Origin of the sequence: Pseudomonas putida, from assembly GCA_029953615.1 — a bacterium.
In the GTDB taxonomy this organism is placed as follows: domain Bacteria; phylum Pseudomonadota; class Gammaproteobacteria; order Pseudomonadales; family Pseudomonadaceae; genus Aquipseudomonas.
This window is the reverse complement of sequence record CP124529.1, coordinates 2,610,669-2,627,420: the sequence shown is the minus strand read 5'-3', so window position 1 is coordinate 2,627,420 and position 16,752 is coordinate 2,610,669. Positions and strand designations below refer to the sequence as shown.

Annotated in this window: 15 protein-coding genes and 1 pseudogene; 9 read left to right on the top strand and 7 right to left on the bottom strand. The window is 63.4% G+C overall.

The window, feature by feature from the left end; genetic code table 11:
* The first annotated feature begins 42 nt into the window (after positions 1 to 42).
* The gene (yrfG, locus tag QIY50_11970; protein ID WGV22805.1) at positions 43 to 705 is read left to right on the top strand and encodes a GMP/IMP nucleotidase; all 663 of its coding nucleotides are present in this window, start codon (positions 43 to 45) and stop codon (positions 703 to 705) included.
* 101 nt (positions 706 to 806) lie between these two features.
* Here yrfG and lysM read toward each other — a convergent pair whose 3' ends face one another.
* Positions 807 to 1,247, bottom strand: a complete 441-nt coding sequence (gene lysM / locus QIY50_11965) for a peptidoglycan-binding protein LysM (protein WGV22804.1) — start codon at positions 1,245 to 1,247, stop codon at positions 807 to 809.
* A 179-nt stretch (positions 1,248 to 1,426) separates the two neighbouring features.
* On the opposite strand from lysM, the gene fdhD reads away from it, so the two are divergent.
* From fdhD to QIY50_11950, 3 genes are all read left to right on the top strand, one after another.
* Positions 1,427 to 2,257 carry a formate dehydrogenase accessory sulfurtransferase FdhD gene (fdhD, locus tag QIY50_11960; GenBank protein ID WGV22803.1) on the top strand — a complete coding sequence of 277 codons (831 nt, stop codon included), beginning with the start codon at positions 1,427 to 1,429 and terminating at the stop codon, positions 2,255 to 2,257.
* A gap of 5 nt (positions 2,258 to 2,262) precedes the next feature.
* On the top strand, positions 2,263 to 4,608 hold the full coding sequence (locus QIY50_11955) for an FdhF/YdeP family oxidoreductase (protein ID WGV22802.1): 2,346 nt from the start codon (positions 2,263 to 2,265) through the stop codon (positions 4,606 to 4,608).
* A 317-nt stretch (positions 4,609 to 4,925) separates the two neighbouring features.
* Positions 4,926 to 5,408: a hypothetical protein gene (locus QIY50_11950; GenBank protein ID WGV22801.1), complete on the top strand. Its 483-nt coding sequence runs from the start codon at positions 4,926 to 4,928 to the stop codon at positions 5,406 to 5,408.
* Between the two features lie 55 nt (positions 5,409 to 5,463).
* Here the strand turns inward: QIY50_11950 and QIY50_11945 are convergent, their stop codons facing one another.
* The 3 genes and pseudogenes from QIY50_11945 to hslO all read right to left on the bottom strand — a co-directional run bounded on the left by QIY50_11945 (position 5,464) and on the right by hslO (position 8,718).
* Positions 5,464 to 5,904, bottom strand: coding sequence for a thioesterase family protein (locus QIY50_11945; GenBank protein WGV22800.1), 441 nt, complete (start codon positions 5,902 to 5,904; stop codon positions 5,464 to 5,466).
* A gap of 192 nt (positions 5,905 to 6,096) precedes the next feature.
* Positions 6,097 to 7,639 (bottom strand): annotated as a pseudogene (locus tag QIY50_11940) (phosphoenolpyruvate carboxykinase).
* 179 nt (positions 7,640 to 7,818) lie between these two features.
* Positions 7,819 to 8,718 (bottom strand): Hsp33 family molecular chaperone HslO, encoded by a 900-nt coding sequence (hslO, locus tag QIY50_11935; protein WGV22799.1) that lies wholly within the window; start codon positions 8,716 to 8,718, stop codon positions 7,819 to 7,821.
* A 119-nt stretch (positions 8,719 to 8,837) separates the two neighbouring features.
* Between hslO and QIY50_11930 the strand changes: the two genes are divergently transcribed.
* Positions 8,838 to 9,632, top strand: a complete 795-nt coding sequence (locus tag QIY50_11930; protein ID WGV22798.1) for a phosphatase PAP2 family protein — start codon at positions 8,838 to 8,840, stop codon at positions 9,630 to 9,632.
* Positions 9,633 to 9,743: 111 nt separating this feature from the next.
* On the opposite strand, the gene QIY50_11925 is transcribed toward QIY50_11930, so the two are convergent.
* Positions 9,744 to 10,145, bottom strand: a complete 402-nt coding sequence (locus tag QIY50_11925) for a S4 domain-containing protein (GenBank protein WGV22797.1) — start codon at positions 10,143 to 10,145, stop codon at positions 9,744 to 9,746.
* A 160-nt stretch (positions 10,146 to 10,305) separates the two neighbouring features.
* Here QIY50_11925 and QIY50_11920 point away from each other — a divergent pair, with 160 nt between their 5' ends.
* On the top strand, positions 10,306 to 10,737 hold the full coding sequence (locus QIY50_11920) for an ATP-dependent zinc protease (GenBank protein ID WGV23043.1): 432 nt from the start codon (positions 10,306 to 10,308) through the stop codon (positions 10,735 to 10,737).
* Positions 10,734 to 11,639: a 30S ribosomal protein S6--L-glutamate ligase gene (rimK, locus tag QIY50_11915; GenBank protein WGV22796.1), complete on the top strand. Its 906-nt coding sequence runs from the start codon at positions 10,734 to 10,736 to the stop codon at positions 11,637 to 11,639. Before QIY50_11920 ends, rimK begins: the two co-directional genes overlap by 4 nt.
* A 30-nt stretch (positions 11,640 to 11,669) precedes the next feature.
* On the opposite strand, the gene QIY50_11910 is transcribed toward rimK, so the two are convergent.
* Positions 11,670 to 12,983 (bottom strand): ATP-binding protein, encoded by a 1,314-nt coding sequence (locus tag QIY50_11910; protein WGV22795.1) that lies wholly within the window; start codon positions 12,981 to 12,983, stop codon positions 11,670 to 11,672.
* A 13-nt stretch (positions 12,984 to 12,996) separates the two neighbouring features.
* Positions 12,997 to 13,737: a two-component system response regulator OmpR gene (ompR, locus tag QIY50_11905; GenBank protein WGV22794.1), complete on the bottom strand. Its 741-nt coding sequence runs from the start codon at positions 13,735 to 13,737 to the stop codon at positions 12,997 to 12,999.
* A gap of 217 nt (positions 13,738 to 13,954) precedes the next feature.
* Here ompR and QIY50_11900 point away from each other — a divergent pair, with 217 nt between their 5' ends.
* Both QIY50_11900 and QIY50_11895 read left to right on the top strand, forming a co-directional pair.
* On the top strand, positions 13,955 to 16,279 hold the full coding sequence (locus QIY50_11900; protein WGV22793.1) for a Tex family protein: 2,325 nt from the start codon (positions 13,955 to 13,957) through the stop codon (positions 16,277 to 16,279).
* Positions 16,279 to 16,662 (top strand): PaaI family thioesterase, encoded by a 384-nt coding sequence (locus QIY50_11895; protein ID WGV22792.1) that lies wholly within the window; start codon positions 16,279 to 16,281, stop codon positions 16,660 to 16,662. Before QIY50_11900 ends, QIY50_11895 begins: the two co-directional genes overlap by 1 nt.
* The last annotated feature ends 90 nt before the right edge of the window (positions 16,663 to 16,752 follow it).

Below are 16,752 nucleotides of genomic sequence, written 5' to 3'. Positions count from 1 at the left end.
GGGTTACTATACCGTGGCTTGCCGACTGATCGAGAGTTTCCCATGCCTGTTCTTCCCTGGTCTGCCATCGATACCGTCCTGCTGGACATGGACGGCACCCTGCTTGACCTGCATTACGACAACCGCTTCTGGCTGGACCACCTGCCCCAGCGCTATGCCGAGCTGCACGGAGTGAGCCGGGCCATGGCGGAAATGGAGCTGCAGCCGCTGTTCGAACGCAATGCCGGCACGCTGAACTGGTATTGCCTGGACTTCTGGAGCCGCGAATTGCGGCTGCCTATACGCGAGCTGAAACAGGAAATCGCCGACCTGATCGCCCTGCGCCCGGATGCCGATACTTTCCTGGCAGCGATCCGCGACGCGGGCAAGCGCGTGGTGATGATCACCAATGCGCACCGGGATTCGCTGTCGCTGAAGCTGGAACGGGTAGAGCTGGCGCCGTATTTCGAACGGCTGATCAGCTCGCATGATTATGGCTACCCGAAGGAAAGCCCGCAGTTCTGGGATGCATTGCAGGCGGATATCGGCTTCGAGCCAGAGCGCAGCCTGTTCATCGATGACACCCTGGCGATTCTGCGCAGTGCGCGGCGGTTTGGCGTGGGGCATCTGCTGGCAGTGCGCCAGCCGGATAGCCAGGCAGGGCCGCGGAATACCGAGGAGTTTGCGGCGGTCGAGGATTACCGGGAGCTATTGGTAGGCCTGTAAGGCCCCATTCGCGGGCATGCCCGCTCCCACAGGATCACCACAGGTCTGAACTGTGTGCGATCCCTGTGGGAGCGGGCGAGCCCGCGAAGAGGCTGCAGGGATCAATCAGGAATACGCAACACCTGCCCCGGATAGATCTTGTCCGGGTGCTTGAGCATCGGCTTGTTGGCCTCGAAGATTTTCTGGTACTTGTTGGGGTCGCCGTACACCTTCTTCGAAATGGCACTTAGCGTGTCGCCCTTCTCCACCGTCACGAACCGCGCAGCCTGGGCCACCGGGCCGGTCACGGTGATCTGGTCATCGACACTGGCCACGCCAGCGACGTTGCCCGCCGCCAGGATGATCTTCTCCTTTTCCTCCTGGCTGGCCACCTCACCCTTGAGGATGATCGTGTCGCCCTCTACAGTGGCGGTGATATTCGGGTTGCCCAGGCCGACACTTTCCACGTGTTTCTTCAGCTGCTCTTCGGCATTGGCGTTGCCGGGGGTAAGCAGGTCGATCAACTTCTCGCCCGCTTCCTTGACGAAACTGAACAAGCTCATAACGCTCTCCTTGTTGACGAAACCTCGGACACAGCAGTCTAGGCCAGCTTTTCCCCTCCCGCCCCATGCAACCCATCGACCCGGTCTATCAAGGCATAGACCGTAGCGATTAGACGCCGCCGGGTCGCACGCCTAGGCTTGTGCTATCAGATAGCTGCCAATCGCCCGATATCGCCCCGATGAAAAGCAAGCCTCCGGTCTGCGCGGCCTCATCGCCCCTGTCCCTGCCAGCCGCCAGCAACACCTACGAGTATGTCCAGCTCAGTGACGCCAGACGCGACAGCACCCCGCTGGCGGAAGAGGTAGCACTGGCCATTGCCTACAACGGCCTGAACCAGGCAGTGATGCTGGTCAGCCCAACCGACCTGGAAGACTTCGCCGTCGGCTTCAGCGTCGGCAGCGGCATTGTCGAAGGCACCTCGGAAATCTACGACCTGAAGCTCTCCGGCAGCGGCTCGGCGATGTATGCCGACCTGGAAATTTCCAGCCGTGCTTTCTGGAACCTGAAAAATCAGCGCCGCCAGCTGGCCGGCACCAGCGGTTGCGGCCTGTGCGGGGTCGAAGCGCTGGAGCAGGCTCTGCCAGAACTGGCCGCGCTGCCCGGTGCGCCGTTGCCGCCGGCACAATGGCTGGTCGGCCTGCGCGAGCACATCGATGCCTTCCAGCCCCTCGGCCAGCACTGCGGCGCGGTGCATGCAGCGCTGTTCATGGACCGCCATGGCGAGCTGCTGCTCGGCCGCGAAGACATCGGCCGGCACAACGCCCTCGACAAATTGATCGGCGCCTTGCTGCGCCAGGGCATCGACAGCCAGGGCGGCCTGGCCATCGTCACCAGCCGCTGCAGCCTGGAGCTGATCCAGAAAGTGCTGCGGGCCGGGATCCAGACCCTGGTCAGCCTTTCAGCGCCCACCGGCCTTGCCCTGCAATGGGCGCGCAAGCACAACCTCAACCTTATCCATCTGCCCAAGCACAGCGCACCGCGGGTCTACAGCCCAGCGGCGGAGTCGTAACAGTCGTGACCTCGTATCAACCTCTCCCGGACAACGCCCCAGCCTCCTCCCCTCGCTACAAACCCTACCACGGCCCCGCCGGTGGCTGGGGCGCGCTGCGCAGCGTGGCCAAGGCCTGGGTCGGCAGCGACAACGCGCTGAAGAACATTCGCGCGCTGCTCAAGACCAACCAGAACGGCGGTTTCGATTGCCCCGGCTGTGCCTGGGGCGACTCGCCGGAAAGCGGCATGGTCAAATTCTGCGAGAACGGTGCCAAGGCGGTGAACTGGGAGGCGACCAAGCGCCGCGTCGATGCCGCCTTTTTTGCCCGCTACAGTGTCACGTCGCTCCTGCAGCAGAGCGACTATTGGCTGGAGTACCAGGGGCGCCTGACCGAGCCGATGGTCTACGACGCACCCAGCGACCGCTACCAGCCGATCAGCTGGGACGCCGCCTTCAACCTGATCGCCCGCGAGCTTAACAAGCTGGCCAGCCCTGACCAGGCCGAGTTCTACACATCGGGGCGCGCCAGCAACGAAGCGGCGTACCTGTACCAGTTGTTCGTACGCGCCTATGGCACCAACAATTTCCCCGACTGCTCGAACATGTGCCACGAGGCCAGCGGCGTAGCCCTGGGGCAAAGCGTCGGGGTCGGCAAGGGCACCGTCACCTTCGACGACTTCGAGCACGCCGACGCAATTTTCGTCTGGGGGCAGAACCCCGGCACCAACCACCCGCGCATGCTCGACCCACTGCGCGATGCGGTAAAACGCGGTGCCCAAGTGGTGTGCATCAACCCGCTCAAGGAGCGAGGCCTGGAGCGCTTCCAGCACCCGCAGAACCCGCTGGAAATGCTGACCAACAGCGACCGGCCGACCAACACCGCATTCTTCCGCCCGGCCCTGGGCGGCGACATGGCGATGCTGCGCGGCATGGCCAAGTTCGTCCTGCAATGGGAACGCGAAGCCCAGGCCAAGGGCGAACCAGCCATCTTCGATCACGCCTTCATCGCCGAACATGGCCATGGCATCGACGACTACCTCGCGGTAGTGGACGCCACCCCGTGGGAGCACATCCAGGCACAGTCCGGCCTGGCGCTGGCAGACATCGAGCTGGCCGCGCGCATGTACTGCCGCGGCAAGCGGGTGATCATGTGCTGGGCGATGGGCATTACCCAGCATCGCCACTCGGTGCCGACCATCCAGGAAATAGTCAACCTGCAGATGCTGCGCGGCAACATCGGCGTACCAGGCGCCGGCCTGTGCCCGGTGCGCGGCCACAGCAACGTGCAGGGTGACCGCACCATGGGCATCAACGAACGCCCGCCGGCGGCCCTGCTGGACGCCATCGAGCAGCGCTTCGGCTTCCCCGTGCCGCGGCACAATGGCCACAACACCGTCGAGGCGATCCACGCCATGCTCGACGGCCGGGCCAAGGTATTCATCGGCCTGGGTGGCAACTTCGCCCAGGCCACGCCAGACACCGAGCGCACCGCCCAGGCGCTGCGCAACTGCGAGCTGACCGTGCACATCAGCACCAAGCTCAACCGCAGCCACCTGGTGCACGGCAAGCAGGCTCTGATCCTGCCATGCCTGGGCCGCACCGACATCGACCTGCAGGCCGACGGGCCACAGGCGGTCACGGTAGAGGACTCGTTCAGCATGGTCCATGCCTCCAATGGCCAGCTGCAGCCGCTTTCGACGCAGATGCGCTCGGAGCCGGCAGTTATCGCCGGTATCGCCGCCGCCACCCTGGGCAAGACGCCCGTGGACTGGCACTGGCTGGTGGCTGACTACGACCGTATTCGCGAGCTGATCGGCGACACCATCGCCGGCTTCAGCGGCTTCAACCAGCGCCTGCGCGAGCCGGGCGGTTTCTACCTGGGCAATAGCGCCGCCAGCCGCGAATGGAAGACCAGCACCGGCCGCGCCAACTTCAAGGCCAACCTGCTGCCCGACACACTGCTCGACGAGCGCGTACGCGCCAGCGGCCAGGTGCCGGACCTGATCATGCAGTCGATGCGCTCGCACGATCAGTACAACACCACCATCTACGGCCTGGATGACCGTTACCGCGGCGTGCGCGGCCAGCGCGAGGTGCTGTTCGCCAACGAAGCAGACATTATCCGCCTCGGCTTCCAGCCGGGGCAGCGGGTCGACATCGTGTCATTGTGGGGGGATGAACATGTGCGCCGTGTGCACGGTTTCACCCTGCTGGCCTTCGACATCCCGGCCGGGCAGGCGGCGGCATACTACCCGGAGGTGAACCCGCTGGTGCCGCTGGAGAGCATTGGCGACGGCAGCCATACGCCGACGTCGAAGTTCATTGCCATCAAGCTGGAGCGGGCGCGGGACGACGGGCGTATCCTGTAGCAATTGTGTTGGGTTCTTCGCGGGCTTGCCCGCTCCCACAGGTACTACACAGGATGGGAAATTTGTGAAGTTCCTGTGGGAGCGGGCGAGCCCGCGAAGAGGCCATCAGCCTCACCGCCAAAAACGAAAAAGCCCTGTTCCATTCATGGTTCAGGGCTTCGTCATAAAAGTCTAAGACAGCCAAAAAACGATAAAGTTTCACAGTAAATACAGTAACTTACAGAATTGTGTACAAGTCGTGTTACTCGTCGGATTTCCGTTGCCAGACGCACCTGCAAGGCTCACATTCGCCTCGTCATCCCTATGAGGCTCTCTTGATGAAGAAGTACTCCTCGATACTGTTGTTGTCTTTCAGCTTGCTCAGCGGCGTTGCCATGGCAGGCGGCACCACCGAGGCCGGCATTGGCGGCGCATTGGGTGGGGTACTGGGCTCTGTCGTGGGCCAGTCCATTGGTGGTAGCACAGGCGGCGCGATTGGCGCTGGCCTGGGCGGCGCAGCTGGTAGTGCAGTCGGTGCCAACAAGCACCAGCGTGGTGAGGCAGCCATCGGTGGCGCATTGGGCGCCGCAGGCGGCAACGTGGTCGGCCGCTCCATGGGCGGTACTACCGGTAGCTACATTGGCGCGGCAGCTGGCGGTGGCGCCGGTGGCGCACTGGGTAACTACATGGGTAAAGAGGCCGACGAAGACGATTACCGCGATGGCCGCCGCTACCGTCGTGGCTATGACGACGACCGTCGCCACTGGGACCGTGGCCACCACTACGGCCACCGCAAGCACAAGCGCCACTGGCGCGACTAACGCCTGAGGGCCCTGCCCCGGCAACAAAAGCCCCGCCCCTGCCAGCGGGGCTTTTTTATGCCTGCGGTTCCAGCAGGATGCCAGACAGGATCACCTGCAGCGTTTCTGGCAACGCCACTGGCCGGCCACTGGCGCGCTCGATGAACACCTGCACCACCGTGCCTGCCGCACACGCCTCCGGCTCCCCTGGGCGGAACAGGGCCAGGCGGTACTCCACCGTGCTGCCTGCCAGGCGCGTTACCCCCAGCCCCACTTCCAGCACGTCCGGGAAGCCTGGCAACGCGTAGAAGTCCGCCGCCGAGCTGACCACGAAGGCGGCCAGCTCGCCGTCACGCAGGTCCAGTTCGGCCTGTTCGACAAGGAACGCCTGGATGGCGGTTTCGAAGAAGCCGTGCACGGTGGCACCGGCAATGTGGCCGTTCAGGTCGTTGTCCTGGGGGCGGGTGAGAATGGGGTGGAAATGGGAGAAGGCAGTGCGCTGAGGGGATTCGGTCATCTGGCTGGCTCTTGTCTTCGCAATGGATGCTGACAGTGAAACAGAAAAAACGGATTCTCGCTGCCCGCTCCCACAGGGATCGCGCCAGCTTTTAGAAATTGAGCAAGACAGTTGCTTCCACAATGACCGCACTTATTCACAGGAACAAAAAAGCCGCCCCAGGGGCGGCTTTCTCGTTGCGGGCGGGTCAGCTTACAGCTGCGGGCCAGCGGCCTTGATGGCGTCGGAGACTTCGAACTTCTTGAAGTTTTCGATGAACAGCTTGGCCAGGCCTTTGGCGGCCTCGTCGTAGGCAGCCTTGTCAGCCCAGTTGGTGCGCGGGTTGAGCAGCTCGGTATCAACGCCCGGAACGGCCTTCGGCACGTCCAGGTTGATGATGTCCAGGTGCTCGGTTTCGGCACCGATCAGCGCGCCGCTCTGGATTGCAGCGATCACGGCACGGGTGGTCGGGATGCTGAAGCGCTTGCCAACGCCGTAGCCACCGCCGGTCCAGCCGGTGTTGACCAGGTAGACCTTCGAGTCGAAGCCCTTGATACGCTTGATCAGCAGTTCGGCGTACTCGCCACGCCGGGCGCGGGAAGAACGGGGCGCCGAAGCAGGTGGAGAAGGTCGACTTGATGCCGCTGCCCGAACCCATTTCGGTGGAACCGACCAGCGCGGTGTAACCGGACAGGAAGTGGTAGGCCGCCTGCTCGTTGTTCAGGATCGAAACCGGAGGCAGAACACCGGTCAGGTCGCAGGTCAGGAAGATGACTGCGTTCGGCTCGCCGCCCAGGTTCGCTGCGGAACGCTTGGCAACGTGCTCCAGCGGGTAGGCCGCACGGCTGTTCTGGGTCAGGCTGACATCGGAGTAGTCGGCGTGCTTGTTGGCGTCGAGAACGACGTTTTCCAGCACGGCGCCATGCTTGATGGCTTTCCAGATGACCGGCTCGTTCTTCTCGGACAAGTCGATGCACTTGGCGTAGCAGCCGCCTTCGATGTTGAAGACCACGCCCTCGCCCCAGCCGTGCTCGTCGTCACCGATCAGGTAACGGCTTTCGTCGGCCGACAGGGTGGTCTTGCCGGTGCCGGACAGGCCGAAGAACAGGGTCACATCGCCTGCTTCGCCGATGTTGGCGGCGCAGTGCATAGGCAGCACGTCGGCGGCCGGCAGCAGGAAGTTCTGCACCGAGAACATGGCTTTCTTCATTTCGCCGGCGTAGCGCATGCCAGCGATCAGCACTTTCTTCTGGGCGAAGTTGATGATCACGCAACCATCGGAGTTGGTGCCGTCACGCTCTGGTTCGCACACGAAGTTGGCGACGTTAAGAACCTGCCACTCGCCGCGACCGGCCGGGTTGTACTGCTCCGGGTTGATGAACAGGCAACGACCGAACAGGTTCTGCCAGGCAGTCTGGGTGGTCATCTTCACCGGCAGGTAGTGCTCGGCAGCGGCCCCTACGTGAACGTAGGAAACGAAGTGATCCTGGGCGTTGTTGAACGCCTCGACGCGGTCCCACAGGGCATCGAACTTGTCTGCCGGGAACTTGCGGTTGATCGGGCCCCAGGCAATGGCGTCCTGGGTGGAAGGTTCTTCGACGATGAAACGGTCAGCCGGCGAACGGCCAGTACGGTGACCAGTCTCCACGACCAGTGCACCAGTATCGGCTAGTACGCCTTCACCGCGTTGCAGCGCTTCTTTTACCAGCTCATCGACGCTCAGGTCGGTGTACACGGTGTTGTTGGCTTGCGTCATGAGATACCCCATCCGGCCCGAGGCCGAGTGCTCCAAACGTTTTGTAGTTGTCTTGAAAAAACTACTACAGCGAAAAAAGTGGCCGGATTATGCCAGAAACGCCCAAAAAAAGTAGGCCCCTCCTGTCAGAACTGCGCTTTTGCGCAATTCGACAGGAGATTGTCCTGTAGTTAAACGTTTCAGTGACGAGTTTCTGAGGCTACGTCAGTGCCGCCACCGGCAAACAGTTGCGCCACGTCGCTGGCGTCGAAGAAATAGCGTTCGTTGCAGAACTGGCAATCGATCTCCACCTGCCCGCCGCATTCTTCCACCAGCGCCTTGGCATCGTGCTCGCCCAAACTGACCAGCGCATTGCCGGAACGTTCGCGAGAGCAGCTGCAGTTGAAGCGCAGCGGCTGGATGTCGAACAGGCGCACGGCATCTTCATGGTACAAGCGGTGCAACAGGGTTTCGTTGTCCAGCGCCCACTCATCAGCCTTGAGCGTGGTAGCCAATGCCACAACGTGCTGCCAGCTTTCTTCACGCTCTTCATCGTCCAACTGGCGATCGCGCGGCAGTTGCTGCAGCAGCAGACCACGGGCCTTGCCGCCTTCGGCGTTGAGCCAGAAGCGCGTGTTGAGCTGTTGCGACTGGACGAAGTAGTTGGTGAAGCACTCCGACAGGGTGGCGCCGTCGAGGTCGACAGTGCCCTGGTAGCGCTGACCCTTGACCGGATCGATGGTCAGGGTCAGGTGGCCATCGGGCATCAGCTGCGACAGGGTCGCATCCGCAGGGATCTGGTCCGCTTCGTAGCGGGCCATGCCACGGATGTCCCGATCCCCCGAACATTCGACCATCAACAGCGGGATCGGCCCTGCGGAACGCGCCTGCAGAATCAGCAGGCCGTCGAACTTCAGCGCCCCCACCAGCAAGGCGGTGGCGGCCATCAGCTCGCCGAGCAACGCCTGCACCGGCTGCGGGTACTCATGACGCGCCAGCACCGCGGCGTAGCTGTCATCGAGAGACACCCACTCGCCGCGCACATCGCGCTCGTCGAAGATGAAACGTTGGGTGAAATCGGTATCAGGCAAGTCGCTCATAGGTTTTGGCTATCTGAAAATGATGACAAAATGGTTACAAGGGTTGTCGAAACATGCGAGAACCCCATGACAGAGCGCTCACAAGGCGCTCCGATTCCTGTTTGCAATAGAGGTATTTTATGGACAATCGACCACTGTTCCAAGCAAGGTGGTCCTGGGGGCCATTGGCAGCCTGTACGCTGCTTCCCATCGCTCTACTGTGTTTCTGGTTATGGCCCTTTGGCCAGATCTTGTGCCTGACTTTCGACGAGTGGCTGTTCCACAGCCTGAATGCGCCGCTGGCCGACAACACCACCTGGCGCTACATCTGGACTGTCGGCAGCTTGCGCCCGTTCGACATCGTCGTCGGCCTGATCCTTCTGGCAGTGCTTATACGAGGCGACTGGGTGTTCAAGGCAACCCAGGTGCGCCAGGCCTTTTTCGGTTTCCTGGTCACGCTAATCCTCTTAGTGGTGATTCGCGCGCTGTTTTCCAAGTGGGTTGATGCAGCCGGCTGGCAGCACAAGAGCCCGTCAATGATGTTCGACGATGTGGTGCACCTCAGCGACTACTACCCGAACCTGGAAGCAGCCTGGGAACTGAAAGACCGTTCCAGCAAGAGTTTCCCGGGGGATCATGCCTCGGTGCTGCTGGTGTGGGCGCTGTTCATGAGCGTGTTCAGCCGCCGCCTGGTGCAGTACCTGGTGGTCTGGGGCCTGGCGGTGTTGTTCATGTTGCCGCGCCTGGTGGCCGGTGCCCATTGGGGGCAGGATGACTACATCGGCGGGCTGCTGATGGCGGTGTTGGCGCTGGGCTGGAGCTGCTACACGCCGCTGGCGGCCAAGGGGAGTGCGCTGCTGCTGCGCTGGACGGCGCCGTTGTTTAACCTGCTGGCCAGGTTACCGCTGGTCGGGCGAATGGCTGTCACCCGTTAGGGCCATGGGGCTGCTGCGCAGCCCATCGCGACACAAGGCCGCTCCTACAGGGGTACGCGATTTCCTGTAGGAGCGGCCTTGTGTCGCGAAAGGGCCGCAAAGCGGCCCCGGCTATTCGAAGCTCCCATGCAACTGGTGAATCTGCCGCCGCTGCTTCTTGGTCGGCCGGCCGTCGGTGGTCACCCCCATCGCCCCGGCCTTGCGCAGTTCAGCCGCCTGCTCACGCCGACGCACGCTGTCCTCAGTCTCTTCATACAACGTCTGCGCCTCTGGCGCCCCACGCCGCACCACTGAAAGCGCCTTCACCACCACGGTACGTTCATCGAACCCGGTGCGCAGCACGAACTCGTCGCCCACCCGCGGCTCCTTGCCCGGCTTGCAGCGCTCACCCCGGCAATGCACCTTGCCGCTCTCGATCGCTGCCTTGGCCAGCGCGCGGGTCTTGTAGAAGCGTGCCGCCCACAGCCATTTGTCCAGGCGGACCTTGTCGTCGTCTTCGGCTTTTTGTGCCATCCCGTTACCTCGAACGCTGTGTTTCATCGAACTGTACTACCGTAACGATCGGATGCAAAAAATCCCCGCCGTGCTTACAGTTCAACACCTCATCCGCAGGGTGCGTTTCGTGAAGACATTTGACCATTTGACTGTGATCGGCCTGCGCGAGTGGGTCGCCCTGCCCGACCTTGGCGTAGCCGGGTTGCGCGCCAAGATCGACACCGGCGCCAGCACCTCCAGCTTGCACGCCACCGAGGTGGAACCGTTCGAGCGCGACGGCCAGCCCTGGGTCCGCTTCACCGCACACCTGGGCTCGGTGGTGCAGTTGCGCCACCGCCGCTGCGAAGCACCGCTGGTGACCATGAAAACCATCAAGAGCTCCAACGGCCAGGCCCAGACCCGCTATGTCATCCGCACGTCATTGGCCCTGGGCGATGGTGTTTGGGAGGTTGAGTTCACCCTGGCCTGCCGCAAGAACATGCGTTATCGCCTGTTACTAGGTTCCAAGGCCCTGATCCATGGCCAGCTGGTGGTCAACCCTGGCCTGAAGTACGTCCAAGACAAACCGGCCTTTCCGGCCACCCTTTCCCCTGTAACAGGTGCTGCATGAAGATCGCTGTGCTGTCGCGCAATCCGCGTCTGTATTCCACCCGCCGCCTGGTCGAAGCCGGTACCCAGCGGGGCCACGAAATGGTGGTGATCGACACCCTGCGGGCCTACATGAACATCGCCAGCCACAAGCCGCAGATTCACTACCGCGGCAAGCCGCTGGAAGGCTTCGACGCGGTGATCCCGCGCATTGGTGCCTCGGTAACCTTCTATGGCTGCGCGGTGCTGCGCCAGTTCGAGATGATGGGCGTGTATCCGCTCAACGAGTCGGTAGCTATAGCCCGCTCCCGCGACAAGCTGCGTTCGTTGCAACTGCTGTCGCGACGCGGCATCGGCCTGCCGATTACCGGCTTCGCCCACTCGCCGGACGACATCCCCGACCTGATCCAGATGGTCAACGGCGCGCCACTGGTGATCAAGGTGCTGGAAGGCACCCAGGGAATCGGCGTGGTGTTGTGCGAAACCACCAAGGCCGCCGAATCGGTGATCGAGGCGTTCATGGGGTTGAAGCAGAACATCATGGTGCAGGAATACATCAAGGAAGCGGGTGGCGCAGACATCCGCTGCTTCGTGGTCGGCGACAAGGTCATCGCGTCGATGAAGCGCCAGGCCAAGCCGGGGGAGTTCCGCTCCAACCTGCATCGCGGAGGGGTGGCCAGCCTGATCAAGATCACCCCGGAAGAACGCATGACCGCCATTCGCGCGGCCAAGGTGATGGGCTTGAGCGTGGCCGGTGTGGATATTCTGCGTTCCAACCATGGGCCGCTGGTGATGGAGGTGAACTCGTCGCCGGGGCTGGAAGGTATCGAAGTGACCACCGGCAAGAACGTGGCCGGCATGATCATCGAGCACCTGGAGAAGAATGGAGGGCCTAATCAGACCCGGACCAAGGGTAAGGGCTGAGATCCTGGGGCCGCTTTGCGGCCCCGGCAATCACACGGCATTACGCGGCAGCAACAACCCCAGCGGCAGCCTCACCCGCGCCTCGATCCCGCCACCGGACCGATTGCGCAATTCCACATTGCCGCCATGCTGCGCCGCGATCCGCTTGACGATCGCCAAACCCAGCCCGGTACCCTTGCCACCGCGGGCCCGGTCACCACGAATGAACGGGTTGAAGATGGTCTCCAGCTCCGACTCGTCGATCCCCGTCCCGCGATCGAGCACGCTCAGCACTACATACGGCGCACTCTCGTCACCCGACACATAGGCGGCTACCTCGACCCCTTTGCCGGCGTGGTGCAGGGCGTTGCCGATCAGGTTGCCCAGCATGCGCTTGAGCGAAACCCGGCGCAGCGGGAACGGCGGGATCGGCTCCAGGCACAGCCGCACGCGTTCTTCCGGCTGGTTGTACGGCGCCACCACCTCGCGCACCAGGTCGGCCAGGTCGACCTCCTCCACCGGCTCGTCACGGCCATCGCGGATAAAGGCCAGGAACTGATCGAGGATCGCGTCCATGTCCTCGATATCGCGGACCATGTCGTCACTCAGTTCGCTGTCGCTGTCCAGCAACGACAACGACAAGCGCAGGCGCGTCAGCGGTGTGCGCAGGTCGTGGGAAACCCCGGCCAGCATCAATTCGCGCTCACGCCCGGCCTGCTCGACATCCTCAGCCATCTGGTTGAAGGCCTTGTACACCTCGGTCATTTCGCTGGGCGTGTCGCTGATCGGCAGGCGCACGCTGCGCCCCTGGCCCAGCTGGCGGGCGGCGAACACCAGGCGCTTGAGCGGCTGGTTCAGCTGGCGCACGAATATCCAGGCCGAGGCGGTGGACAACAGGCCGATAGCCAGGAACCAACCCAACACGTTCCAGATCTTCTGCCCCCGCAGTGGGTGCGGGTACAGCGGTACCTTCAACCAGCCCGGGCCCAGGCTCGGCGCATTGACCCACAACGCCGGTGGCGCATGGATGCGCAGCCGTACCTCGGTGTCTTCGCCCAGCTCGGCCTGCATCTGCCGTTGGTAGATTTCGCTATAGGGCCAGTGCTGCTCGCCCTCAGGCACCCCCGAGCCGGTGACCCGGATAAGGCCTGCCGCTTCGGCGATCCTGTCGCGGTTTTCTTCGTCGGCCGCCCAATAGGCGCGCAGGGTCAGCGCCACACCGTGGCTGTACTGACGGTCGACCAGCACGTCTTCGTTCATCAGCAGGTAGACCAGGGTCAAGGCCTTGGAGAACAGGACGACGATCAACACCAGCCACAGGGTGCGGGCGAAGAAACTTTGCGGAAACCAGAGCGGTGTCTTCATCGACGGCGCGGCATCATTTGCCGGCGTTCCCGTCCGGCACGAACACGTAGCCCACGCCCCAGACGGTCTGGATATAACGCGGCTTGGACGGGTCCGGCTCGATCATGCGGCGCAGGCGCGAGATCTGCACGTCGATGGAACGCTCCAGCGCATCCCATTCGCGGCCACGGGCCAGGTTCATCAGCTTGTCGCGGGTCAGCGGCTCGCGTGCGTGCATCACCAGCGCCTTGAGCACGGCGAACTCGCCGGTGGTGAGCATGTGCACTTCGTCGCCACGCTTGAGTTCGCGGGTGGCCAGCGACAGCTCGTAGTCGCCAAAGGTGACCGACTCGTCTTCGCTACCTGGCGCTCCCGGCACGCTCGGTGCCTGTCGGCGCAGCACGGCCTTGACCCGTGCCATCAGCTCGTCCGGGTTGAACGGCTTGCCCAGGTAGTCGTCGGCGCCCAGCTCCAGGCCCTTGATACGGCTGAGCTCGTCGCCCTTGGCGGTAAGCATGATGATCGGGATCTGGTTGTTCTGCTGGCGCAGGCGCTTGCACGCCGACAGGCCATCTTCGCCGGGCAGCATCAGGTCGAGCACCACCAGGTTGAACACCTCACGCTGCAGCAGGCGGTCCATCTGCTCGGTGTTGGGTACTGCGCGGGCACGGTAGCCCTTGCTGGTGAAGAAACGTTCCAGCAGGCTGCTCAGCCCCGGGTCGTCGTCGACGATGAGAATCTTGTCACCTTCAGCGGTGTTTGGCGTGCCGGTCATGAATAACTCCTCTGGTATCGCCGCGCATTATGGCGTAGCCATTGCTGCACGTTGCGTGAGCATTGTTAGCAGATTTTTCCCCCGGCGCCAGTTCCGGCTGGCCGGGCGCCATCACCGCAAGCCGTTTGCGATGGGTATAATGCGCGCCTTTCATCCAGCGCCGCCGGGCGAAAGACCCACAGGCGACCCCCGTATTCACAAATGTCAGGTGGTTTACATGGACAGCATCAACAGCCGTATCGCCGAGGAACTGGGCGTACGCCCCCAGCAGGTCGAGGCGGCCGTGGGCCTGTTGGACGAAGGCTCGACCGTGCCCTTCATCGCCCGCTACCGCAAGGAAGTGACCGGTAGCCTGGACGATACCCAGCTGCGCCATCTGGAGGAGCGCCTGCGCTACCTGCGCGAACTCGACGAACGCCGCGCCAGCATCCTGGCCAGCATCGAGGAGCAGGGCAAGCTGACCCCGGAACTGGCCCGCGAGATCAAGCTGGCCGACACCAAGACCCGCCTCGAAGACCTGTACCTGCCGTACAAGCAGAAGCGCCGCACCAAGGGCCAGATTGCCCTGGAAGCCGGCCTCGGCGAGTTGGCCGACGGCCTGTTCAACAACCCCGACCTGGCCCCGGAAAGCGAAGCCGCGCGCTTCGTCAACGCCGACAAAGGCGTGGCCGACGTCAAGGCCGCGCTGGAAGGCGCCAAGTACATCCTCATGGAGCGCTTCGCCGAAGATGCCGCCCTGCTCGACAAGCTGCGCAGCTTCCTCAAGCAGGAAGCCGTGCTCAGCGCCCGCGTCGTGCCAGGCAAGGAAGAAGAAGGCGCCAAGTTCCGCGACTACTTCGCCCACGACGAACTGCTGCGCAACGCCCCGTCGCACCGTGCCCTGGCCATTTTCCGCGGGCGCAACGAAGGCGTGCTGAGTGCCTCGCTGAAAGTCGGCGAAGAACTGCCCGGCACCCTGCACCCGTGCGAGCTGATGATCGGCAACCATGTCGGCATCGAGAACCGCAACCGCCCAGCCGACAAGTGGCTGGGCGAAGTGGTGCGCTGGACCTGGAAGGTCAAGCTGTACACCCACCTTGAAACCGACCTGTTCGGCGAACTGCGCGACAACGCCGAAGGCGAGGCGATCAACGTGTTCGCCCACAACCTGCACGACCTGCTGCTGGCCGCCCCGGCCGGCCCGCGCGCCACCCTGGGCTTCGACCCGGGCCTGCGTACCGGCTGCAAGATCGCAGTGGTCGATGCCACCGGCAAGCTGCTGGACCACACCACGGTCTACCCGCACGCGCCGAAGAACGACTGGGACCGTACCATTTCCATCATGGCCGCATTGTGCGCCAAGCACTCGGTAGAGCTGATCGCCATCGGCAACGGTACCGCCAGCCGCGAAAGCGACAAGCTGGTGGCAGAACTGGTCAAGAAGTACCCGGCGCTGAAGATCACCAAGGTCATGGTCTCCGAGGCCGGCGCTTCGGTGTATTCCGCATCGGAGCTGGCCGCCCGCGAGTTCCCGGACCTGGATGTGTCGATCCGCGGCGCCGTGTCGATTGCCCGCCGCCTGCAAGACCCACTGGCCGAACTGGTGAAGATCGACCCGAAATCCATCGGTGTCGGCCAGTACCAGCACGACGTGTCCCAGCTGAAACTGGCGCGTGGCCTGGACGCCGTGGTGGAGGACTGCGTGAACGCCGTGGGCGTGGACGTCAACACTGCGTCGGTTGCGCTGCTGACGCGCATCTCCGGCCTCAACGCCACCCTGGCGCAGAACATCGTCGCCCATCGCGATGCCAACGGCCCGTTCGCCACGCGTGCGGCACTGAAAAAGGTCAGCCGCCTGGGTGAAAAAACCTTCGAACAGGCCGCCGGCTTCCTGCGCGTAATGAACGGCGACAACCCGCTGGACGCCTCTGCAGTGCACCCCGAGGCCTACCCGCTGGTGCAGCGCATTGCCGCCGACACCGACCGCGATATCCGCTCGCTGATCGGCGACAGCAGTTTCCTCAAGCGCTTGGACCCGAAAAAGTTCACCGATGAAACCTTCGGCCTGCCGACCGTCACCGACATCCTGCAGGAGCTGGACAAACCTGGCCGCGACCCACGCCCCGAGTTCAAGACCGCCACCTTCCAGGACGGCGTCGAAGACCTCAAGGACCTGGAGCCGGGCATGATCCTCGAAGGCGTGGTGACCAACGTCACCAACTTCGGTGCCTTCGTCGACATCGGCGTGCACCAGGACGGCCTGGTGCATATCTCGGCGCTGTCGGAGAAGTTCGTCAAGGACCCGCGTGAAGCGGTCAAGGCCGGCGACGTGGTCAAGGTCAAGGTCATGGAAGTGGACATCCCGCGCAAGCGCGTCGGCCTGTCCATGCGCATGAGCGACACCCCGGGCGAGAAGGTCGAAGGCAACCGCGGCGGTAACCGTGGCAATGGCGGCAACCGCCAGCAGCAGGCGCCGCGCCAGCGCGAAACTGCCACTGCGGCCCCGGCCAACAACGCAATGGCCGCACTGTTCGCCAATGCCAAGCAGCTGAAGAAGAAGTGATGGACGTACCACGCGCATACGTCGAAAGCGCCTTCAGCCAGCTGCTCGGCTGCCGCCTGCAACGCCTGGAAACAGGTGTTGCCGAGGTAGCCCTGGCACTTGAGCCACACTTGCGCAACCGTGGCCAGAAGCTGCACGGCGGGGCGATCTTCAGCCTGGTGGACATCGCCATGGGCCTGGCCTGCTCGGCCAGCCATGGTTTCGACCAGCAAAGCGTCACCATCGAGTGCAAGATCAACTACATGCGCGCCGTCAGTGACGGCGAGGTGCTGTGCATCGCCCGTGTGCTGCACGCCGGGCGGCGCACCCTGGTGGTCGACGCCGACGTAGTTCAGGGCGACAAGCTGGTGGCGAAAGCGCAAGGAACCTTCGCGGTTCTCTAGCTCACCAAGCAGTATCTGCGGTATTTTCGGCAACAGCAGGGGGCCGCTTCGCGCCCCATCGCCGGCAAGCCGGGCTCCCACAGGTAATCC

Bases quoted from the DNA above. Each gene is read 5' to 3' on its own strand.
- yrfG (WGV22805.1), top strand. From the start codon at position 43: ATGCCTGTTCTTCCCTGGTCTGCCATCGATACCGTCCTGCTGGACATG.
- lysM (WGV22804.1), bottom strand. From the start codon at position 1,247: ATGAGCTTGTTCAGTTTCGTCAAGGAAGCGGGCGAGAAGTTGATCGAC.
- fdhD (WGV22803.1), top strand. From the start codon at position 1,427: ATGAAAAGCAAGCCTCCGGTCTGCGCGGCCTCATCGCCCCTGTCCCTG.
- QIY50_11950 (WGV22801.1), top strand. From the start codon at position 4,926: ATGAAGAAGTACTCCTCGATACTGTTGTTGTCTTTCAGCTTGCTCAGC.
- QIY50_11945 (WGV22800.1), bottom strand. From the start codon at position 5,904: ATGACCGAATCCCCTCAGCGCACTGCCTTCTCCCATTTCCACCCCATT.
- hslO (WGV22799.1), bottom strand. From the start codon at position 8,718: ATGAGCGACTTGCCTGATACCGATTTCACCCAACGTTTCATCTTCGAC.
- QIY50_11930 (WGV22798.1), top strand. From the start codon at position 8,838: ATGGACAATCGACCACTGTTCCAAGCAAGGTGGTCCTGGGGGCCATTG.
- QIY50_11925 (WGV22797.1), bottom strand. From the start codon at position 10,145: ATGGCACAAAAAGCCGAAGACGACGACAAGGTCCGCCTGGACAAATGG.
- rimK (WGV22796.1), top strand. From the start codon at position 10,734: ATGAAGATCGCTGTGCTGTCGCGCAATCCGCGTCTGTATTCCACCCGC.
- QIY50_11910 (WGV22795.1), bottom strand. From the start codon at position 12,983: ATGAAGACACCGCTCTGGTTTCCGCAAAGTTTCTTCGCCCGCACCCTG.
- ompR (WGV22794.1), bottom strand. From the start codon at position 13,737: ATGACCGGCACGCCAAACACCGCTGAAGGTGACAAGATTCTCATCGTC.
- QIY50_11900 (WGV22793.1), top strand. From the start codon at position 13,955: ATGGACAGCATCAACAGCCGTATCGCCGAGGAACTGGGCGTACGCCCC.
- QIY50_11895 (WGV22792.1), top strand. From the start codon at position 16,279: ATGGACGTACCACGCGCATACGTCGAAAGCGCCTTCAGCCAGCTGCTC.